The 15,403-nt window shown below is 41.9% G+C and carries 13 protein-coding genes and 3 pseudogenes; 5 read left to right on the forward strand and 11 right to left on the reverse strand.

The window, feature by feature from the left end:
* Window positions 1-72: 72 nt before the first annotated feature.
* From lldD to NI455_RS12535, 4 genes are all read right to left on the reverse strand, one after another.
* Window positions 73-1,218 carry an FMN-dependent L-lactate dehydrogenase LldD gene (gene lldD / locus NI455_RS12520; RefSeq protein ID WP_253114465.1) on the reverse strand — a complete coding sequence of 382 codons (1,146 nt, stop codon included), beginning with the start codon at window positions 1,216-1,218 and terminating at the stop codon, window positions 73-75.
* Window positions 1,219-1,221: 3 nt separating this feature from the next.
* Window positions 1,222-1,965: a transcriptional regulator LldR gene (gene lldR, locus NI455_RS12525; protein WP_005093795.1), complete on the reverse strand. Its 744-nt coding sequence runs from the start codon at window positions 1,963-1,965 to the stop codon at window positions 1,222-1,224.
* Window positions 1,966-1,982: 17 nt separating this feature from the next.
* Entirely contained in the window at window positions 1,983-3,647 is a 1,665-nt protein-coding gene (gene lldP / locus NI455_RS12530; protein ID WP_180181368.1) for an L-lactate permease, read from the reverse strand.
* 224 nt (window positions 3,648-3,871) lie between these two features.
* The gene (locus tag NI455_RS12535) at window positions 3,872-4,024 is read right to left on the reverse strand and encodes a hypothetical protein (protein WP_370940781.1); all 153 of its coding nucleotides are present in this window, start codon (window positions 4,022-4,024) and stop codon (window positions 3,872-3,874) included.
* A 288-nt stretch (window positions 4,025-4,312) separates the two neighbouring features.
* Between NI455_RS12535 and NI455_RS12545 the strand changes: the two genes are divergently transcribed.
* Both NI455_RS12545 and NI455_RS12550 read left to right on the forward strand, forming a co-directional pair.
* A complete protein-coding gene (locus tag NI455_RS12545) occupies window positions 4,313-4,546 on the forward strand; it encodes a hypothetical protein (protein WP_225554309.1) in 234 nt (77 codons plus the stop codon).
* 190 nt (window positions 4,547-4,736) lie between these two features.
* Complete coding sequence (locus tag NI455_RS12550) at window positions 4,737-5,078, forward strand: histidine kinase dimerization/phospho-acceptor domain-containing protein (protein WP_004282152.1); 342 nt, start codon at window positions 4,737-4,739, stop codon at window positions 5,076-5,078.
* Between the two features lie 421 nt (window positions 5,079-5,499).
* On the opposite strand, the gene bioD is transcribed toward NI455_RS12550, so the two are convergent.
* The 7 genes and pseudogenes from bioD to NI455_RS12585 form a co-directional block, all read right to left on the reverse strand.
* Window positions 5,500-6,165 (reverse strand): dethiobiotin synthase, encoded by a 666-nt coding sequence (gene bioD, locus NI455_RS12555; RefSeq protein WP_044112456.1) that lies wholly within the window; start codon window positions 6,163-6,165, stop codon window positions 5,500-5,502.
* Window positions 6,162-6,947 carry a malonyl-ACP O-methyltransferase BioC gene (gene bioC / locus NI455_RS12560; RefSeq protein WP_004647806.1) on the reverse strand — a complete coding sequence of 262 codons (786 nt, stop codon included), beginning with the start codon at window positions 6,945-6,947 and terminating at the stop codon, window positions 6,162-6,164. The genes bioD and bioC overlap by 4 nt, the downstream gene beginning before the upstream one ends.
* Window positions 6,914-8,083, reverse strand: coding sequence for an 8-amino-7-oxononanoate synthase (locus NI455_RS12565; protein ID WP_004647805.1), 1,170 nt, complete (start codon window positions 8,081-8,083; stop codon window positions 6,914-6,916). Before NI455_RS12565 ends, bioC begins: the two co-directional genes overlap by 34 nt.
* Window positions 8,080-9,360: an adenosylmethionine--8-amino-7-oxononanoate transaminase gene (gene bioA, locus NI455_RS12570; protein WP_253114467.1), complete on the reverse strand. Its 1,281-nt coding sequence runs from the start codon at window positions 9,358-9,360 to the stop codon at window positions 8,080-8,082. The genes NI455_RS12565 and bioA overlap by 4 nt, the downstream gene beginning before the upstream one ends.
* 88 nt (window positions 9,361-9,448) lie before the next feature.
* Window positions 9,449-10,159 (reverse strand): alpha/beta hydrolase family protein, encoded by a 711-nt coding sequence (locus tag NI455_RS12575; RefSeq protein WP_253114468.1) that lies wholly within the window; start codon window positions 10,157-10,159, stop codon window positions 9,449-9,451.
* A gap of 66 nt (window positions 10,160-10,225) precedes the next feature.
* The gene (gene bioB, locus NI455_RS12580; RefSeq protein WP_004647802.1) at window positions 10,226-11,215 is read right to left on the reverse strand and encodes a biotin synthase BioB; all 990 of its coding nucleotides are present in this window, start codon (window positions 11,213-11,215) and stop codon (window positions 10,226-10,228) included.
* Between the two features lie 147 nt (window positions 11,216-11,362).
* A pseudogene (locus NI455_RS12585) lies at window positions 11,363-11,971 on the reverse strand (IS982 family transposase); the annotation flags it as partial.
* Here NI455_RS12585 and NI455_RS12590 point away from each other — a divergent pair.
* From NI455_RS12590 to NI455_RS12600, 3 genes and pseudogenes are all read left to right on the forward strand, one after another.
* Window positions 11,960-12,490, forward strand: a pseudogene (locus NI455_RS12590) (TolC family protein); the annotation flags it as partial. The pseudogenes NI455_RS12585 and NI455_RS12590 sit on opposite strands and share 12 nt — an antisense overlap.
* A pseudogene (locus tag NI455_RS12595) lies at window positions 12,480-12,890 on the forward strand (transposase); the annotation flags it as partial. The pseudogenes NI455_RS12590 and NI455_RS12595, both read left to right, overlap by 11 nt.
* A gap of 306 nt (window positions 12,891-13,196) precedes the next feature.
* Window positions 13,197-15,353, forward strand: coding sequence for a TonB-dependent siderophore receptor (locus tag NI455_RS12600; RefSeq protein ID WP_004647799.1), 2,157 nt, complete (start codon window positions 13,197-13,199; stop codon window positions 15,351-15,353).
* Window positions 15,354-15,403 lie beyond the last annotated feature (50 nt).

Genomic DNA, 15,403 nt, shown 5'->3' on the forward strand with positions numbered 1-15,403 from the left:
ATTATTTAGATAAGAATCTCTTTTTCCAAAGGAAAGTTGGCAAAGCCTTACTAATGTGAGTAATTAAATCGCTTACTCTTTCTCTAGCTTGACCAGGCAATCCGATGTAATATCTGCAATGGTTCTTGCACCAGTCAATGTCATTGCCACACGCATTTCTTTCTCAATCAAATCTAGTAAATTACTTACCCCAGAACCGCCGGCAGCACCAAGTGCGTATACAAATGCACGACCAAGCATACAAATATCTGCACCCATAGCCAACATACGTACCACATCAAGACCGTTACGAATCCCTGAATCTGCTAAAATTTTGATATCACCTTTGACCGCACTTGCAATTGAAGGAAGCGCACGAGCAGAAGACAAAACACCATCAAGCTGGCGACCACCGTGATTGGAGACTACAATTCCATCTGCGCCAAAACGTACTGCATCCTTGGCATCTTCAGGGTCTAAAATCCCCTTAATAACCATGGGACCCTCCCAATAATCACGAATCCACTCAAGATCTTTCCACGAAATTGAAGGGTCAAAGTTATTTCCTAGCCAACCGATATAATCCTCCAGACCTGTCGGCTTACCTAAATATTTCGAAATGTTACCTAAATCATGCGGACGACCCAATAAACCAACATTCCAAGCCCAGTGTGGGTGTATACACGATTGCATATAACGACGTATTGCAGCATTTTTACCACTCATTCCTGAATGTGCATCACGATAGCGCGCACCTGGAACGGGCATATCGACTGTGAATACTAAGGTAGAACAGCCTGCGGCTTTAGCACGTTCCAAGGCATTTTTCATAAATCCACGGTCACGTAGTACATACAGTTGAAACCACATTGGACGTTGAATCGCAGGTGCCACTTCTTCAATTGGACAAACTGAAACTGTTGATAAGGTAAATGGAATGCCCTTTTTATCTGCGGCAACCGCGGCTTGAACTTCACCACGACGCGCATACATACCAGTTAGACCTACAGGTGACAATGCCACTGGCAACGCCAAATTTTCACCAAACAATTGCGTTTCTAAGCTCAGCTCAGACATGTCATTTAACACACGTTGACGTAAAGCGATTTTTGATAAATCTTCTACATTACGCTTTAAGGTATATTCCGCATAGGCACCACCATCGATGTATTCAAATAAAAATGGCGGTAAACGACGTTTCGCAGCTTCACGATAGTCATTTGCAGAAGAAATAATCATAACTTATGTCCTATTTAATCGACTCGAACGTTGACGACGAGCTTCTTCTTCATCGATCATACGTACGCGTTGAACAACAAATTCAATATGCCCACAAGCTGCCTTACGTGCAGTCTCTGAGTCTTGACGTTCAATTGCGTCCATCACTTCAAAGTGCTGGTCATGCAATTGTTCAAAATGTTGTGGTGTAGTGTAGACTTTACGTCGCCCTAACATCACGTTGTCTTGCAATAAATCAAACAAACTACGCATCATTTGGATCAGCACTAGATTGTGGGATGCTTCTGCAATCGCCAGATGAAACTTCGCATCCGCTATTGCTGCGTGGGCATCATCACCTAAGGCCTGAAAATGGCTAATCTGCTCAAAACACTGACGAATATTGATCAAATCACTGGGTGTGGCACGTTGTGCGGCATACCACGCTGTACCACCTTCAAGCACCATACGAGCTTCTTGTACATCAAAACGATATTCAGGATCTTGATCCATCAAACCGGATAATGGCTCAACGATTTGATGCTGTGACCAATGTGCAGGCAACTGCTTTAAATAGTTGCCTGCACCCGCTTTGCTCTGAATAATCCCTGCGGTAATCAGCTGTTGAATAGCCTCACGTAAAGAGCTACGAGACACACCCAACTGTTCACAAAGTTTGCGTTCGGCAGGCAATCGCTCTCCGACTTGCACATTATTTTTTTCAATCAATAGACGTAACCGCTGTACTACTTTGTCGGAGACTTTCATTTTTTTCCTTGGCCCGTTTACGGAATCATCCACGGGAAAACATAAGCTTGTAAGGTCACAATAATACCAATCATCACCGTAAAGATAATGCTGTGTTTTACTGTAAATCTAAATAAATCAGATTCTTTACCAACTAAGCCCACTGCCGCACAAGCAATCGCAATTGATTGAGGAGAAATCATCTTACCTGTTACCCCACCACTGGTATTGGCAGCAACTAACAAGACTTCAGGCACACCGATTTGCTGTGCTGTAGTTGCTTGTAACGCTGAAAACAATGCGTTAGCTGAAGTATCTGAACCTGTAAGAAACACTCCAACCCAACCCAAGAATGGTGAGAAGAAGGTGAAAGCCTGACCCGTATGTGCCAGTGCTAAAGCAAGCGTTGCTGACAGACCTGAATAGTTTGCAATGAACGCAAAAGCCAGTACCATACCAATCGAATAAATTGGGGTTTTTAGTTCATTCACGGTTTCAAAGAATGTCGAAACTGCCTCTTTAGGTTTCATGTTTAAATAAATAATCGTGATCAATGCCGCCAATATAATCGCCGTACCCGTTGCTGATAACCAATCAAACTTATAAATCGCATCATAATCTTTAATTTCAGGCACGACAGGTGGTAGCTTTTGAATCAATTGGTGCAAATACGGCACTTTAATTGAAACTACTAAATCACTTAATGGGCCGTCCTTAACAAATAAATCTTTAAAAGGTTTGATGCTCCAGATCGTCACCATTGCTGTAAGTATCAGAAATGGAGACCAAGCTTTGGCTATCTGTGCCACACTATATTGTTTACGAGCTTGCTTGATAATAGTTTCATCTACCTGTATATTTTTATCCTCAAAAATAAAAATATGTTTTGGTTTCCAATACTTAAGTAAGATAGTTAAACTGATTAATGATGCAATTGCAGCAGTGATATCGGGTAACTCAGGCCCAACAAAATTTGATGTTAGATATTGCGCTAAAGAAAAAGATAAGCTGGCAACTAAAATAGCAGGCCAAGTTTCTTTAACCCCACGCCAACCATCCATGATTGCCATGATCCAGATCAATACAATTGGCACCATAAAGGGTAACTGACGACCAACCATTTGACTGATTTCCATGGTGTCAACACCTGAAACCTGCCCAGCGACAATGATCGGAATTCCCATTGCACCAAAAGCAACAGGTGCAGTATTAACTATCAGGCATAGCCCAGCCGCATATAAAGGCTTAAAGCCGAGTCCCACCAACAGTGCCGCAGTAATTGCGACGGGCGCACCAAAACCTGCCGCACCTTCTAAAAACGTACCAAAAGCAAACCCAACTAATAGCATTTGCAAACGTTGATCTTCTGTAATTGACAGAATAGACGAACGAATAACATCAAACTGTCCTGTTTTTACTGAAATCTTATATATAAAAACTGCACCGATAATAATCCATGCAATTGGCCACAGGCCGTAGAAGAATCCATAGACCATTGATGCTAATGCCATTCCAATTGGCATTTTGTATAAAAATAATGAGACCAGAAAGGCTAAAAAAACGGTAATTGTAGCGGCTACACTACCCTTCATGCGAAAAATAGCTAACGCTAAAAAAAAGAAAATAATTGGAACTAGCGCAATAGCACTCGAAATCCAGATATTGCCTATAGGATCATAAATTTGTTGCCACTGTTGAAGCATTGTCTACTCCTTGAAATGCTTAACTACTAGATTGAACAGTTTATTGTACTTAAACACTAAATTGGTATGACCAATTTAGTGTTTAAGAGATAAAATGTGCATTTTGTATTGGCGATATTAGTAATATTAACCCAAAAACACAATATAAAAGATTTAATTTATTTTTTGGTATGACCAATTTTTATAATCTCTTAAAATTTTATATATTAGATTTCTTTCATAATTCACTTTTTACTCAGCTCAAAATTATAGATTCCCACAATTAAATTAAATCTTAATCCTAGTCTTTTGCCAGGGTTGCGATATCGCTCGGCAAGGATTTTGAAGGTTTTCAAAGTTCCAAATACCTGTTCAATCCCAATTCTTCTTTTATTGATTTCTTGGTTATAAAGTTTTAGCTCGAGATCTGGTTTTTAGTGCTTTTTTGCTTTTAATGGCCATAAACTATTTGGATACAATGTATAAATCCCTTGATAGCCTTTATTTGCAAGAGGCTTTGTTGCACAAACCTACTACTGAAAGCTTCTTGGGGAATATAATTTCTAAATGAAGAGGTCTGCACCCAAGATCTATCGTACAACCAGTTGATCTACCTACAATAAAGCCTTGCTCAGTCAAGGAAATATATCAATTTGGTTTGATTCAGCCATCCAATGGTCGCTCGATTGACTCAACAACTGCCGATGCAAAACTTGGATGAAAATGTACTAGCCCAACAACTTCATTCCACCAATCAAGAGCAGTTGATTGCCTATAAAGTGTCTTTATTTGGCTCTGACGTCAGTGTCGTTCAGCATGTGGTAGCAAAAACCCGAGGTGCACCGAAAGATTTAAGCCACCAAGTAGTTGGCTTTAGTACAAAGCAACAAGGTGAGGCTCAGTTATGTGTTACGTCGTGAGGATATTCAAGTGGTGGTAGCAGAGCGGATGTTCCTACGTGGATAATTGCTCAAAAAGATTTTATAATCGGTATTAATACCAATAATTTTGTCTTTATTGCTATGTTATAGACTTAATCGTTTTGATTATTCGTCGAGAGCTTAAAGCCTTAGATGAAGTTTCAACCTTTTAAGTCAGCCAAATTTATCAGTGAATGATGCTACTCACTATTTAAAAACCTTAGATGCCAAAGTAATGCCTTCCAAGGTACAGTCCTTTGCCCAAAACTCTAAGCACTTAATACATAAACTGCATCAAAATCCGGAAAATGAAAAAGTATTTAGTTCATACGCCGCCCATGAATTGCGTAGTCCTTTAACCGCGATCAAAACTCATATTCAGCTTGCACAACTGATGGCAGAACAACAGGCAAGCTCGCCAAAATTGCAACAGAGCTTGCAGCAGGTACACCTTGGTATACGCCGATGTACCCAGCTACTGGAACAGCTTCTAGCACTTTCCTCTACCGATCAAGTACTGAGTGATATCTAGTACAGTATTGAAATTGCACGGCTCCTGACTCAGGTGATTGCCGATTTACAGTCGCTTTATCCGGAAATTGAACCCAGTTTAACAATTGACTGACCGAGCCTGACCCGAATTGCCCTACCCGATTTTGAACTAGATACCGTCTTTAAAAACCTACTTAACAATGCTCTATTGCATGCACAGGCAAACACCATTTCAATTGCTATGCTGCATGTGTGCTGATCATTCATAATGATAATCAAAGGTTGAAGATATGCATACTTGGGACAGCGTTTCTGGCATAAATCTCCCTAGCAAAATGGGCATGGGCTAGACTTGTATTTGATGAAAATGGTGTTAAACAAATATGGCTATCAGATTCAATTTACAGTGGCGCAACCTCAATATTTAAGCATTCACATCAGCCTCGCTGCAAGCGGATCACTTACTTATGAGAAGACAGGGCTAAATTTAAAGCTGGAATATCAACCCATGTCGTATCAGCAAAATCACGCTGCAAATACTGTTTTAAATAAGCAATGGTATCTTCAGCGATCAAGGGATCTTTGGAGTTATCTGCATGATTAAAAGCAATGGCATATAATTGAACCCCGCGGAGTTTTAACAACTCAAGACTCAGCAAGGTATGATTAATACTACCCAAACGCCCTGAAGTGACCAGAATCACCGGATAATTATGTGTCTGAATATAATCAATAGTTAGGAACTCTTCGGTTAAGGGCACCATTAGACCACCTGCACCTTCCAGCAAAATACAGTCATAGCCCGCAGCCAGCTGTTCGGTGGCCTGCTGAATCTGTTCAAAATTAATGGCTCGCCCATCTAGACGCGCAGCAAGATGCGGTGAAGCCGGATACGTAAAAATTTCCGGCATGGTCAGTTTTTGCTGGTCTTCCGGTAACAGTCCACAACCCATAATTGCACGATGCTGTTCGATATCTTCTGATATATCGACATTTCCGGTCTGGATCAGCTTTTGGGTTATAGTACGAATACCCTGCTCATTCCAAATTTTGGCCAAGAAACCAGTAGTAAAGGTTTTACCAATTGCGGTATCAATGCCGCTGACAAAATAAATCTGTGCGCTCATGCTGTCTTCCGTGCAATGACATAAACCGGATGATAGGTCAGTGCATACTGTTTGCTTTCAGGATCTTGGAATTGTTGATAGCCGGTATAAAAATCCTGTAAGGACGATTTTGTCCACCGAAACCCCTGTGCCGTCGCCTGTACACCAGTGGCTTTGATATGCTGTAACACCTGTTTCGGATGCTCAAAATATAAGGTCATCTGTTTTTCTATCTGCAGCAGAATGTCAAAGCCTAAGGATTGGAGCAGTTCACAGACCTTTGCTAAAGGCAGATAATCCAAGCCCTGTCCGGTCAGTGCCTTAATTTCCTTTAAATTATTGTCAGTATAACTGGCAAAACACAGATGCCCAGAGGGATTTAAGGCCTGCGCAATGTTGAGCAATAATGCTTTTAAATCCGAGATCCATTGCAATGCAGAACAAGACAACACCATGTCCAGAGACTGAGGCAGTGGCAAGGTTTCAATATTACCAATCTCCCACAAAAGCCGATTAGATTCCGGGAAGTGCTGCTTCACTTCGACATATAGGTCATTTAAAAATAAATGATCAAAGCTATAATGCTGCATAAAAAGCCGGGTAAACAATCCTGAACCGCAGCCAATTTCCAATACCCGTTGCAAATGTGGTTGTGCCACATGCTGCTGCATGAAATGCATCAACTCTGCAGCTACGGTACTTTGTACCAGCGCATGCTGTTCATAACTGAGATTTGCCTGAGCAAAACGCTGGGCAATCTGTTTGCTGTTCATCGCGGTAAATTCCTCAGCACCTGCAGACATGCGTCCAGCTCATCCGCAGAAATGTTCTGGTTCAGGGAAATTCTGAGTCTGGAGGTGTTGGCAGGAACCGTTGGCGGACGTACTGGCAGCACATAAAACCCCTGCTGTTGCATAATTTCAGTCGCCTGAATGGTGCGTTTTGCCTCACCAATCAGTACCGGCACAATTTGCGAGGTTGACGGACAGTGATATCCCAAGTCTTGAATGCCCTGCTGACAGCGTACAGCCAATGCTGCCAAATGTACTCGTTCTGCCTGAAGCTGCTCTACCTTCTGAAAAATAAATCTAGTCCAGGCCATACATAGTGGCGGCTGGGCGGTACTAAAAATTAAAGGTCGCATGCTATTGATCAGATAGTCACGAATCACTGGCGCACAGACCAGATAACCACCAACTGAAGCCAAAGCCTTGCCAAAGGTACCGACTAGGAAATCAATTTGATCCAATACTTGATACTGTTCTGCGCAGCCCAATCCACGTTCACCGCGCACACCAATTGCATGTGCCTCATCGACATAAAGCATGACTTTTGCAAACTGCTGTTTTAATGCCACCAAAGCAGCTAAATCTGTTTCATCCCCATCCATACTGAAAATTGATTCAGTTACCACAATGATGCGCTGGATAGATTCATCTGACTGATATTTTTCTAAAAACTGAGTCAAATGCTGCAGGTCATTATGGCGGTAACGCACATAGCCAGCTTTAGATAAACGAATCCCGTCGATAATACTGGCATGTACTAGTTTGTCAGCAATGATCATGGTTTTAGCATTACTGAGCGCAGGAAGAATCCCGATATTCATGTGATAACCACTATTAAACAGCAGTACTGAACGTCCAAAAGCCTGTGACATCTGTGCTTCAAGTTGTTCAAAATTGGGAAAGTTTCCTGTCAGTAAACGTGAAGAGCTTGAACTCATATATCGCTCAGACATCGGCGTGAGGTCAAAAAATTCTTCACGTAGCGTTAAGTTGGATGCCAGACCTAAATAGTCATTGGATGCCAGATTCAGCATCTCTTGGCCATTGAGTTGCAATCGTGGCTGGCTAGAAATATTGGACTTAAACTGGCGATATTGCCCTTGCTGTTTCAAGTCATCTAGCTGCTGCTGGAAATGGTCAAGATGGTTCATGCTACTGCCTCTATCTGCTGAATCATCTCCCGCATATGCTTTAATAAAGTTTCAAGTTGCTGTGTTGAAATTACATATGGCGGCATGACATAGACCAGACGGCCAAAAGGACGAATCCAGACGCCACGGCATACACATTCAGCCTGAAAACGCGCCAAATCAATAGTTTGATGTAGCTCAACCACGCCAATTGCGCCGAGGACACGCACATCTTTGACTTGTGCCAAGGATTTTAAATCCAGTAAATATTGTTCTAGTGTCCTTTCAATCTGTTGAATACGCGTCTGCCAGTCTTGAGCCAGTAACAGCTGGGTACTTTTTAATGCGACCGCACAGGCCAACGGATTAGCCATAAAAGTTGGGCCATGCATGAACACACCCGCTTCACCACTTGAAATCGTCTCTGCTACATGGCGAGTGGTTAAGGTCGCTGACAAGGTCATATAACCACCAGTCAATGCCTTACCGATACACATAATGTCTGGTGTGACCTGAGCGTGTTCATAAGCAAATAGTTTTCCAGTGCGGCCAAAACCGGTGGCAATTTCATCTAAAATCAGCAGTACATCGTACTTTTCACACAACAACTTAGCTTGCTTTAAATATTCTGGATGATAGAAACGCATCCCGCCTGCACCTTGCACAATCGGCTCAATGATCATGGCAGCAATCTGTTGATGCTGCTGTACCAGCAGGCGCTCAAGTGGCTGTATATCTTCTGGTTGCCATGCCCCATCAAAACGGCTTTGAGGTGCCGGAACAAATAAACGGTTCGGCAAACTCGAACCAAAAATTTGATGCATACCAGTTACAGGATCACAAACCGACATGGCATTCCAGGTGTCGCCATGATAGCCAGAGCGTGTGGTAACAAAGTTAGTTTTTTGCGGTTGCTGACGCGCATGCCAATATTGCACAGCCATTTTCAACGCTACTTCAACCGCGACCGAGCCGGAATCAGCAAAGAAAATTTTATCCAGTGCAGGCGCCGTGATCTCGAGTAGCAGTTTAGACACATCAATCGCAGGCTGATGAGTCAAACCACCAAACATGATATGTGACATCGACTCTAATTGTTTTGTTACGGCCTGATTGAGTTCAGAATGATTATAACCGTGAATTGTGCACCACCAGGACGACATGCCATCAATCAGCTCGGTACCATCTTCAAGTTCAATGACTGCACCATGTGCAGCTTTAACTTTGTAACATGGCAAGGGTTGTGTCATGGAGGTATAAGGATGCCAAATATGCTGTTGATCAAAAGCGTCCTGCACAGAATTTACCCCAATTATTAAAACTAAAACTGATCTTAGCGCGTTAAATCTGAAAATGAAACGTCAAGAGCTACCAATCTCTTTGTGCTTAAGCCAGATCGGCTAAAAATTTTAAAATTGGCTCAACGAGTAACTTGGTATCAAAAAGGATGGCATCGTGCGTGCCCTGTATTTTTACCAAATTCAGATTTTGGGTTGTTAAAAACACGGATTCTTGACTAACTTTGTAAGGAACCAACATATCATTCTCGGAAAATATAAATAGCATCTTGACTGAATGATTTTTTAAGATATCCACTAGATCTAATTGCTGCAATAGATAAAGATGCTTAACCTGATAGTTTAAATCAATACTATTTAACTGTTGGTGCAATAATTTTGCACGTTCACGCGCTGCTGCGCCAGCTAAAGTGACCAAGGTACAGAAGCGCTGCATCCCGCGTTTTGGATCAGCCAGTATGGAGGATTTAAATTGTGTATATTGTTCAACTGGCATTGCCTGTGGCCATGCTTCGTTGGCCACGAAACAGGGATTTGACATACAGCAAATCACTGGCTTGGCAATTTTCAATTGTTGCTGGATTTCATTAGCCAGCAAAAGTGCCAACTGTCCACCCAAAGACCATCCCATCAAGACATCAAAAGAACTCGCCTGCCTAACTTTTTCGGCCAAAATACTTTCTACGTTAGGATCAAAAATATCCCATACTTCAACTTGATGCTGCTGCCGTAACTGTTCTACAAACGGGGTTAAGACCGCTGTTCCTAGCCCCCAACCCGTAATCATCAGTATCTTCATTTTGTCTGTTCCAATAAAAAAGGGACCAATTCAAGTTGAAATGATCCCTGTTTGTTACACGATTAATTAAGCAGGTTGCATCGCATCTACAGCCAATTCTTTAGCTGTTTTCTTGGCAGCTTCAGCTTTTAAGCCTAATTTAGCAAACAAGGCTTTGTCTTTACCTTCACCACTGTTCGGGGCAGTAAGCAATTTATCACCTGAAAATAATGAGTTAGCTCCAGCCATAAATGCCAGTGCCTGATCAGAGTCAGAGAGAGATTCACGACCTGCCGACAAGCGGATATAACTCTTCGGCATAATAATCCGTGCTACCGCAATAGTACGAATCCAGTCAATCACATCCAGTTTTTCAACATCGGCCAGTGGTGTGCCTTCAATAGGAACCAACATATTTATGGGCACCGAACCCGGGTGAATCGGCATAGTCGCTAGTTCAAACAACAAACCGACTCGGTCTTGTACGCCTTCGCCCAAGCCGACAATACCGCCACTACAGACATTAATTCCGGCATCACGTACATGATCAAGCGTATTTAAGCGTTCATCAAAGCTACGTGTACTGATGACATTGGCATAATATTCACGTGAGGTATCAAGGTTGTGGTTGTAATAATCTAGCCCTGCATCTTTCAGACGTTCCGCTTGTGAGGCATTCAGCATTCCTAGAGTCATACAGGTTTCCATGCCCAGTTTCTTGACTTCCTGCACCAGTTCCAGCACATACGGCATATCGCGTTCATGCGGATTACGCCATGCTGCGCCCATGCAGAAACGGGTCGAACCGGAAGCTTTGGCCTGTTTGGCTTCAGCAATCGCCTTTTGTACTTCTACGCGTTTTTCAATTTCCAGATCAGTATCGTAATGTGCAGATTGCGAACAGTATTTACAATCTTCCGGACAACGGCCCGTTTTAATTGAAAGCAGAGTACTGACCTGAACAGTATTCGGTTCAAAGTTTTGGCGATGAATTTGCTGTGCCTGAAACAGTAAATCCATTAAAGGCAAGTCATAAATTTCTTGTATTTCGGCACGTGACCAATCATTACGGATCATCTTGTCTGCATCATCTAAAATTCCATTGAGTAAATCATACGCTGTTTTTTTTATTTTTCTTTAGCGTTTTCTTTCATATTCATTGCCTGCTTAAAATAGCTTTAGTGTATCAAGCTATTTTGAAAGCTTATTTAACTCGAATCCTGCTTAAGCCGATGAGTCCTTAATTTGAATTGTTGGCTTATTTCGATGGGTTAATTGATATCCACATAGTGAGGCGTAAATTCCACGCAGAAATCCATGAAGACTACGTGCTTTACTCGTCAATAAATTGTATTGCCCCTTCAATAAACTGAATAATGTTTCTATCTTATTGCGTTGTCTTAGGTGATATTCATCTGATGCACAAAGTTGAATAGCCTGCATATTCTTTCGATCATAAATAATTAAATCAATACCTTGATCTTTCAATCTAATTTTTAATTCTTGGCTGATGTAACCTCGATCCCCGTAAAGTTTTGCTTCTACACCAGCAACCAATTGCTCAACCATTTTTATGTCAGCAACATGTCTATTCGATAAAGCAGAACAGGCAATTTCACCAAATTGATTCATCGCAATATGTAATTTACAGCCATAAAACCAGCCCATTGAGCTTCTACCATGTGATGCAATTTGGATTAATGATTTATGACGCTGAATACGTTGATTTTTACAAATTGGCAGAGTTGTTGAATCAATCCATAAATATTGTGTACCTTGGCCTTTCATCAGTGTCACATGTAAAGCGTGTAGAGCTAATTCATGCATACCCAATTGGCTCAAGCCAATGTGAAAGCCCAGCAAGCGGCAAAAAAACCGAATGTTTTCGCTTTTGGCGAATATAGTCTGGATCAAAATGAAAACTGGATTGTCGGAGTTGCCGCACGCTATAACCTGTTTTCCGGGATCGATAAAAACAAGAATATTCAGGCTGCCGAACTCAAACGCTCTGCTACAGAATTACTCACTGCACGCACCCAGCAAGAAATTGAAAATCTGATTTATAAATCTTATAGCGAAGCACTCAGTGCACAGCAAAGTGATGCACTTCTGGCACAAAACTTGAAAGCCGCACAGGAAAATTTACGCATCCAAGAATTGTCTTTTAAAGAAGATATGGGCACCGCCACACAGGTCATCGATGCACAAAATATGCTGAGCGGACTACGAGCTGAAACTGCCTTGAATGCCTACAAATATGTGATGTCACTGGCCACCCTATTACAAAGCCATGGCTCGATTACAGAATTTCCGAACTACATTCAACATACCAATACCCACTATAGATGCTAAAACTCTTCAAATACGAGCAGTTCAGCTCACAACGAATAATGTGAGTGATTCACGAATCCTTGGGGAGTTACTTGATCAAATTCCGTTGGATGAACAGATTGATTCAGTTTATACAGACGAGGCTTATAACACCAAGCAATGCCGTCAAGTCATTGCAGACCGGTAAGCATATGCGGTAGTTCCCTCCAGAAAAAATGCAAAGCCTTAGAAAACTACAAAAGTTCATTCGCAAGAGCGAAATGAATTACTTCAAACCGTTAAATGTTTAGGCAGGACACTATGGAAGAAATGGTCAGGCTATTATCGGCGAAGTTTGGTCAAAACCAAAATGTATTGCATTAAATTATTAGGCGATAAATTAACGGAATTAGGTCGACCTCATACCCAAGTTGTCACTTGAATTCGAGTAACTTAGAAAAGATCTATCTCTGAAGCCTTTATGCAACAAAGTCACTCCAGATTGAGGATTTGAAAATTTATAGTGCAGTATATAAACAAATTGGTTCAGGAGCACAAAAGTAAGGTAATAACATCTTTTTTTAACAGTGATATTTTATTGTTCCCTACTTCTTACATTAAACTTTTATTTGTAGATTTACCTATCATTAACTCATTTTTCATTTGGATTTCCTATTATATTGAGATTGCTTTAAGAGATATTAAACAATAATATTACTGATAATTATTATCATTTACATTAACTAAAATGTTTTATACCGTTCCTCCATCATTTAAGCTTTCTCTTCTTAGTCTTGCAATTTTAGTGTCCCAGCAAAGTTTTGCCGATGATACTCAGCAATTACCGACGATTACAGTTACAGCGGAATCAGAACAGAGTGAGCTCAGCTCCGAACAGAGTAAGGCTTATATCATCCAAAATTCGTCAACCGCCTCAAAACTGAATATTCCACTCAAGGAAACGCCGCAAACAGTCAATGTCATCACTCGCCAGCAACTGGATGACTTTGCCTTAGATAATACCCGGGAAGTACTGCGTAATGCCCCTGGCATTATTGTCAACAATCAGGAAACGGAACGGAGCTCCTACCTTGCCCGAGGTTTCGAGATTTCGAATGTTTTAGTGGATGGCGTTGGTATTCCACTCGAAGGCTATAATTATAATAATGATAATCCGGACAGTTTTTTGTTTGACCGTATCGAAGTGGTGAAAGGCGCAAATGCCTTAAATAATGGAATTGGCGATCCTGGTGCAACCATTAACATGATTCGTAAACGCCCTACTCAGGAACTTCAGGCAGCCTTGAATGCCAGTTACGGTTCATGGAATACGCAGCGCTATGAAGCAGATATATCCTCTCCTCTCACCCAGGATGGAAAAATCAGAGGCCGTGTATTTGGCTATCAACAGAATGGTGACAGTTATCTGGATCGTTATGAACTGGAAAAAAACGGCATAGGTGCTGTTGTGGAGGCAGATGTAACTGACACAACCCTATTGACCGCAGGCTATACTGAAAGCAATCATAAGCCGAATGGTGTGAATTGGGGTTCTAATCCACTGATCAATACCGAAGGCGAGCAGCTCAGTTACTCACGGAATTATAATTACAGCCCAAGCTGGACCTATTGGGATAGCAATATTAAAAGTTACTTTGCCGAGCTTGAACAAAAACTGGCAGGCGACTGGACAGCCAAACTGACTTATGATGAAAAACGCACACAACGTGATTCAAAACTCTTGTTTCTGTCTGGAAAACCTGGCGCAAATGGCACTTCAGGTATCTTCCTCTACCCAGGCATGTATATTGATGACAATACAGAACAACAAGCCAGCCTGAGTTTTAGCGGCACCTATCCGCTTTGGGGACAACGCCATGAAGCCTCATTGGGCTATGTCTGGGCCAAAAATCGTCTGGATGAATTGGGTTATGCTGGCAGCTTTGTCAATCCGCTGACCACAGATTTAGCCAGCTTTACACCAGAAGAACCAAGCTGGGATCTATCGAAAACCAGTGGGGAAATGCATATCCGGCAGAAGAACCAGAGCCTTTATGCTGCGACCCGACTGCATCTGAATGATGATCTGAAACTGCTTTTAGGTGCGAACTATGTTCAGGCTGAAAGCAGTGGTAGCAGTTATGGGACCGACACCATTTATGATGAAGATAAAGTTTTACCCTATGCCGGTTTGACCTATAACTTTAGCCCTGAATATACAGGTTACCTGAGTTATACCTCGATTTTCCGTCCGCAAACCACCAAAGCAGATGATGGCAGCATTAACAAGCCGATCGAAGGTGAAAGCTATGAAGTCGGAGTCAAAGGTTCTTGGCTAGATGACAAGCTTACCGCCACCATGGCCGTGTTTAGAACGGAGCAAAGTAATTATCCGCTTCGTGATTCTGATGGTATTCCGACTTTACGCAAGACTCAGGTTAGTGACTTGCGTTCCCAAGGCTACGAGTTCGGCTTGGCGGGACAACTGAGCGACCATTTAAACTTAAGCTTTGGTTATACCCAGTTTAGCCTGAAAGATCTGATCAATGGCGGTGATGCGCGTACCTTCAATCCAACCCAGTCTTTTAATCTTTTAACTACCTATCAGGTGCCGCAACTTCCAAAACTGAAACTGGGCCTTGGTGTGCAGTGGCAAGATCAGACCTATCTAGATGTGCCTGAAGCAACCGCCAATGGAGTGATTACCCAGAAAGCTGGAATCATTGAGCAGGATGCTTATGCGCTCGTGAACTTAATGGCCAGCTATGAGCTGAATGAGCATATGACCTTGCAAGCCAATGGTAATAACCTGACCAATGAAAAATATCTGTTCAATTTCCCCAATCAGCAAGGTTTTTATGGTGCACCAGCGAATTACAGCGTTGCCGTGAAATTTAAATACTGATTTTCAAGCTTAGCCTTAATGACATGTTCAGGGCTAAATCATCACTACAT

Origin of the sequence: Acinetobacter lwoffii (genome assembly GCF_024129435.1) — a bacterium.
Classification (GTDB): Bacteria; Pseudomonadota; Gammaproteobacteria; order Pseudomonadales; family Moraxellaceae; genus Acinetobacter; species Acinetobacter lwoffii_F.

What these genes read in the sequence shown, in the direction of transcription:
- lldD (WP_253114465.1), bottom strand. Translation starts at nt 1,218, where the DNA reads ATGATTATTTCTTCTGCAAATGACTATCGTGAAGCTGCGAAACGTCGT.
- NI455_RS12575 (WP_253114468.1), bottom strand. Translation starts at nt 10,159, where the DNA reads ATGAAGATACTGATGATTACGGGTTGGGGGCTAGGAACAGCGGTCTTA.
- bioB (WP_004647802.1), bottom strand. Translation starts at nt 11,215, where the DNA reads ATGATCCGTAATGATTGGTCACGTGCCGAAATACAAGAAATTTATGAC.
- lldR (WP_005093795.1), bottom strand. Translation starts at nt 1,965, where the DNA reads ATGAAAGTCTCCGACAAAGTAGTACAGCGGTTACGTCTATTGATTGAA.
- bioC (WP_004647806.1), bottom strand. Translation starts at nt 6,947, where the DNA reads ATGTCTGCAGGTGCTGAGGAATTTACCGCGATGAACAGCAAACAGATT.
- NI455_RS12565 (WP_004647805.1), bottom strand. Translation starts at nt 8,083, where the DNA reads ATGAACCATCTTGACCATTTCCAGCAGCAGCTAGATGACTTGAAACAG.
- NI455_RS12600 (WP_004647799.1), top strand. Translation starts at nt 13,197, where the DNA reads ATGTTTTATACCGTTCCTCCATCATTTAAGCTTTCTCTTCTTAGTCTT.
- bioD (WP_044112456.1), bottom strand. Translation starts at nt 6,165, where the DNA reads ATGAGCGCACAGATTTATTTTGTCAGCGGCATTGATACCGCAATTGGT.
- lldP (WP_180181368.1), bottom strand. Translation starts at nt 3,647, where the DNA reads ATGCTTCAACAGTGGCAACAAATTTATGATCCTATAGGCAATATCTGG.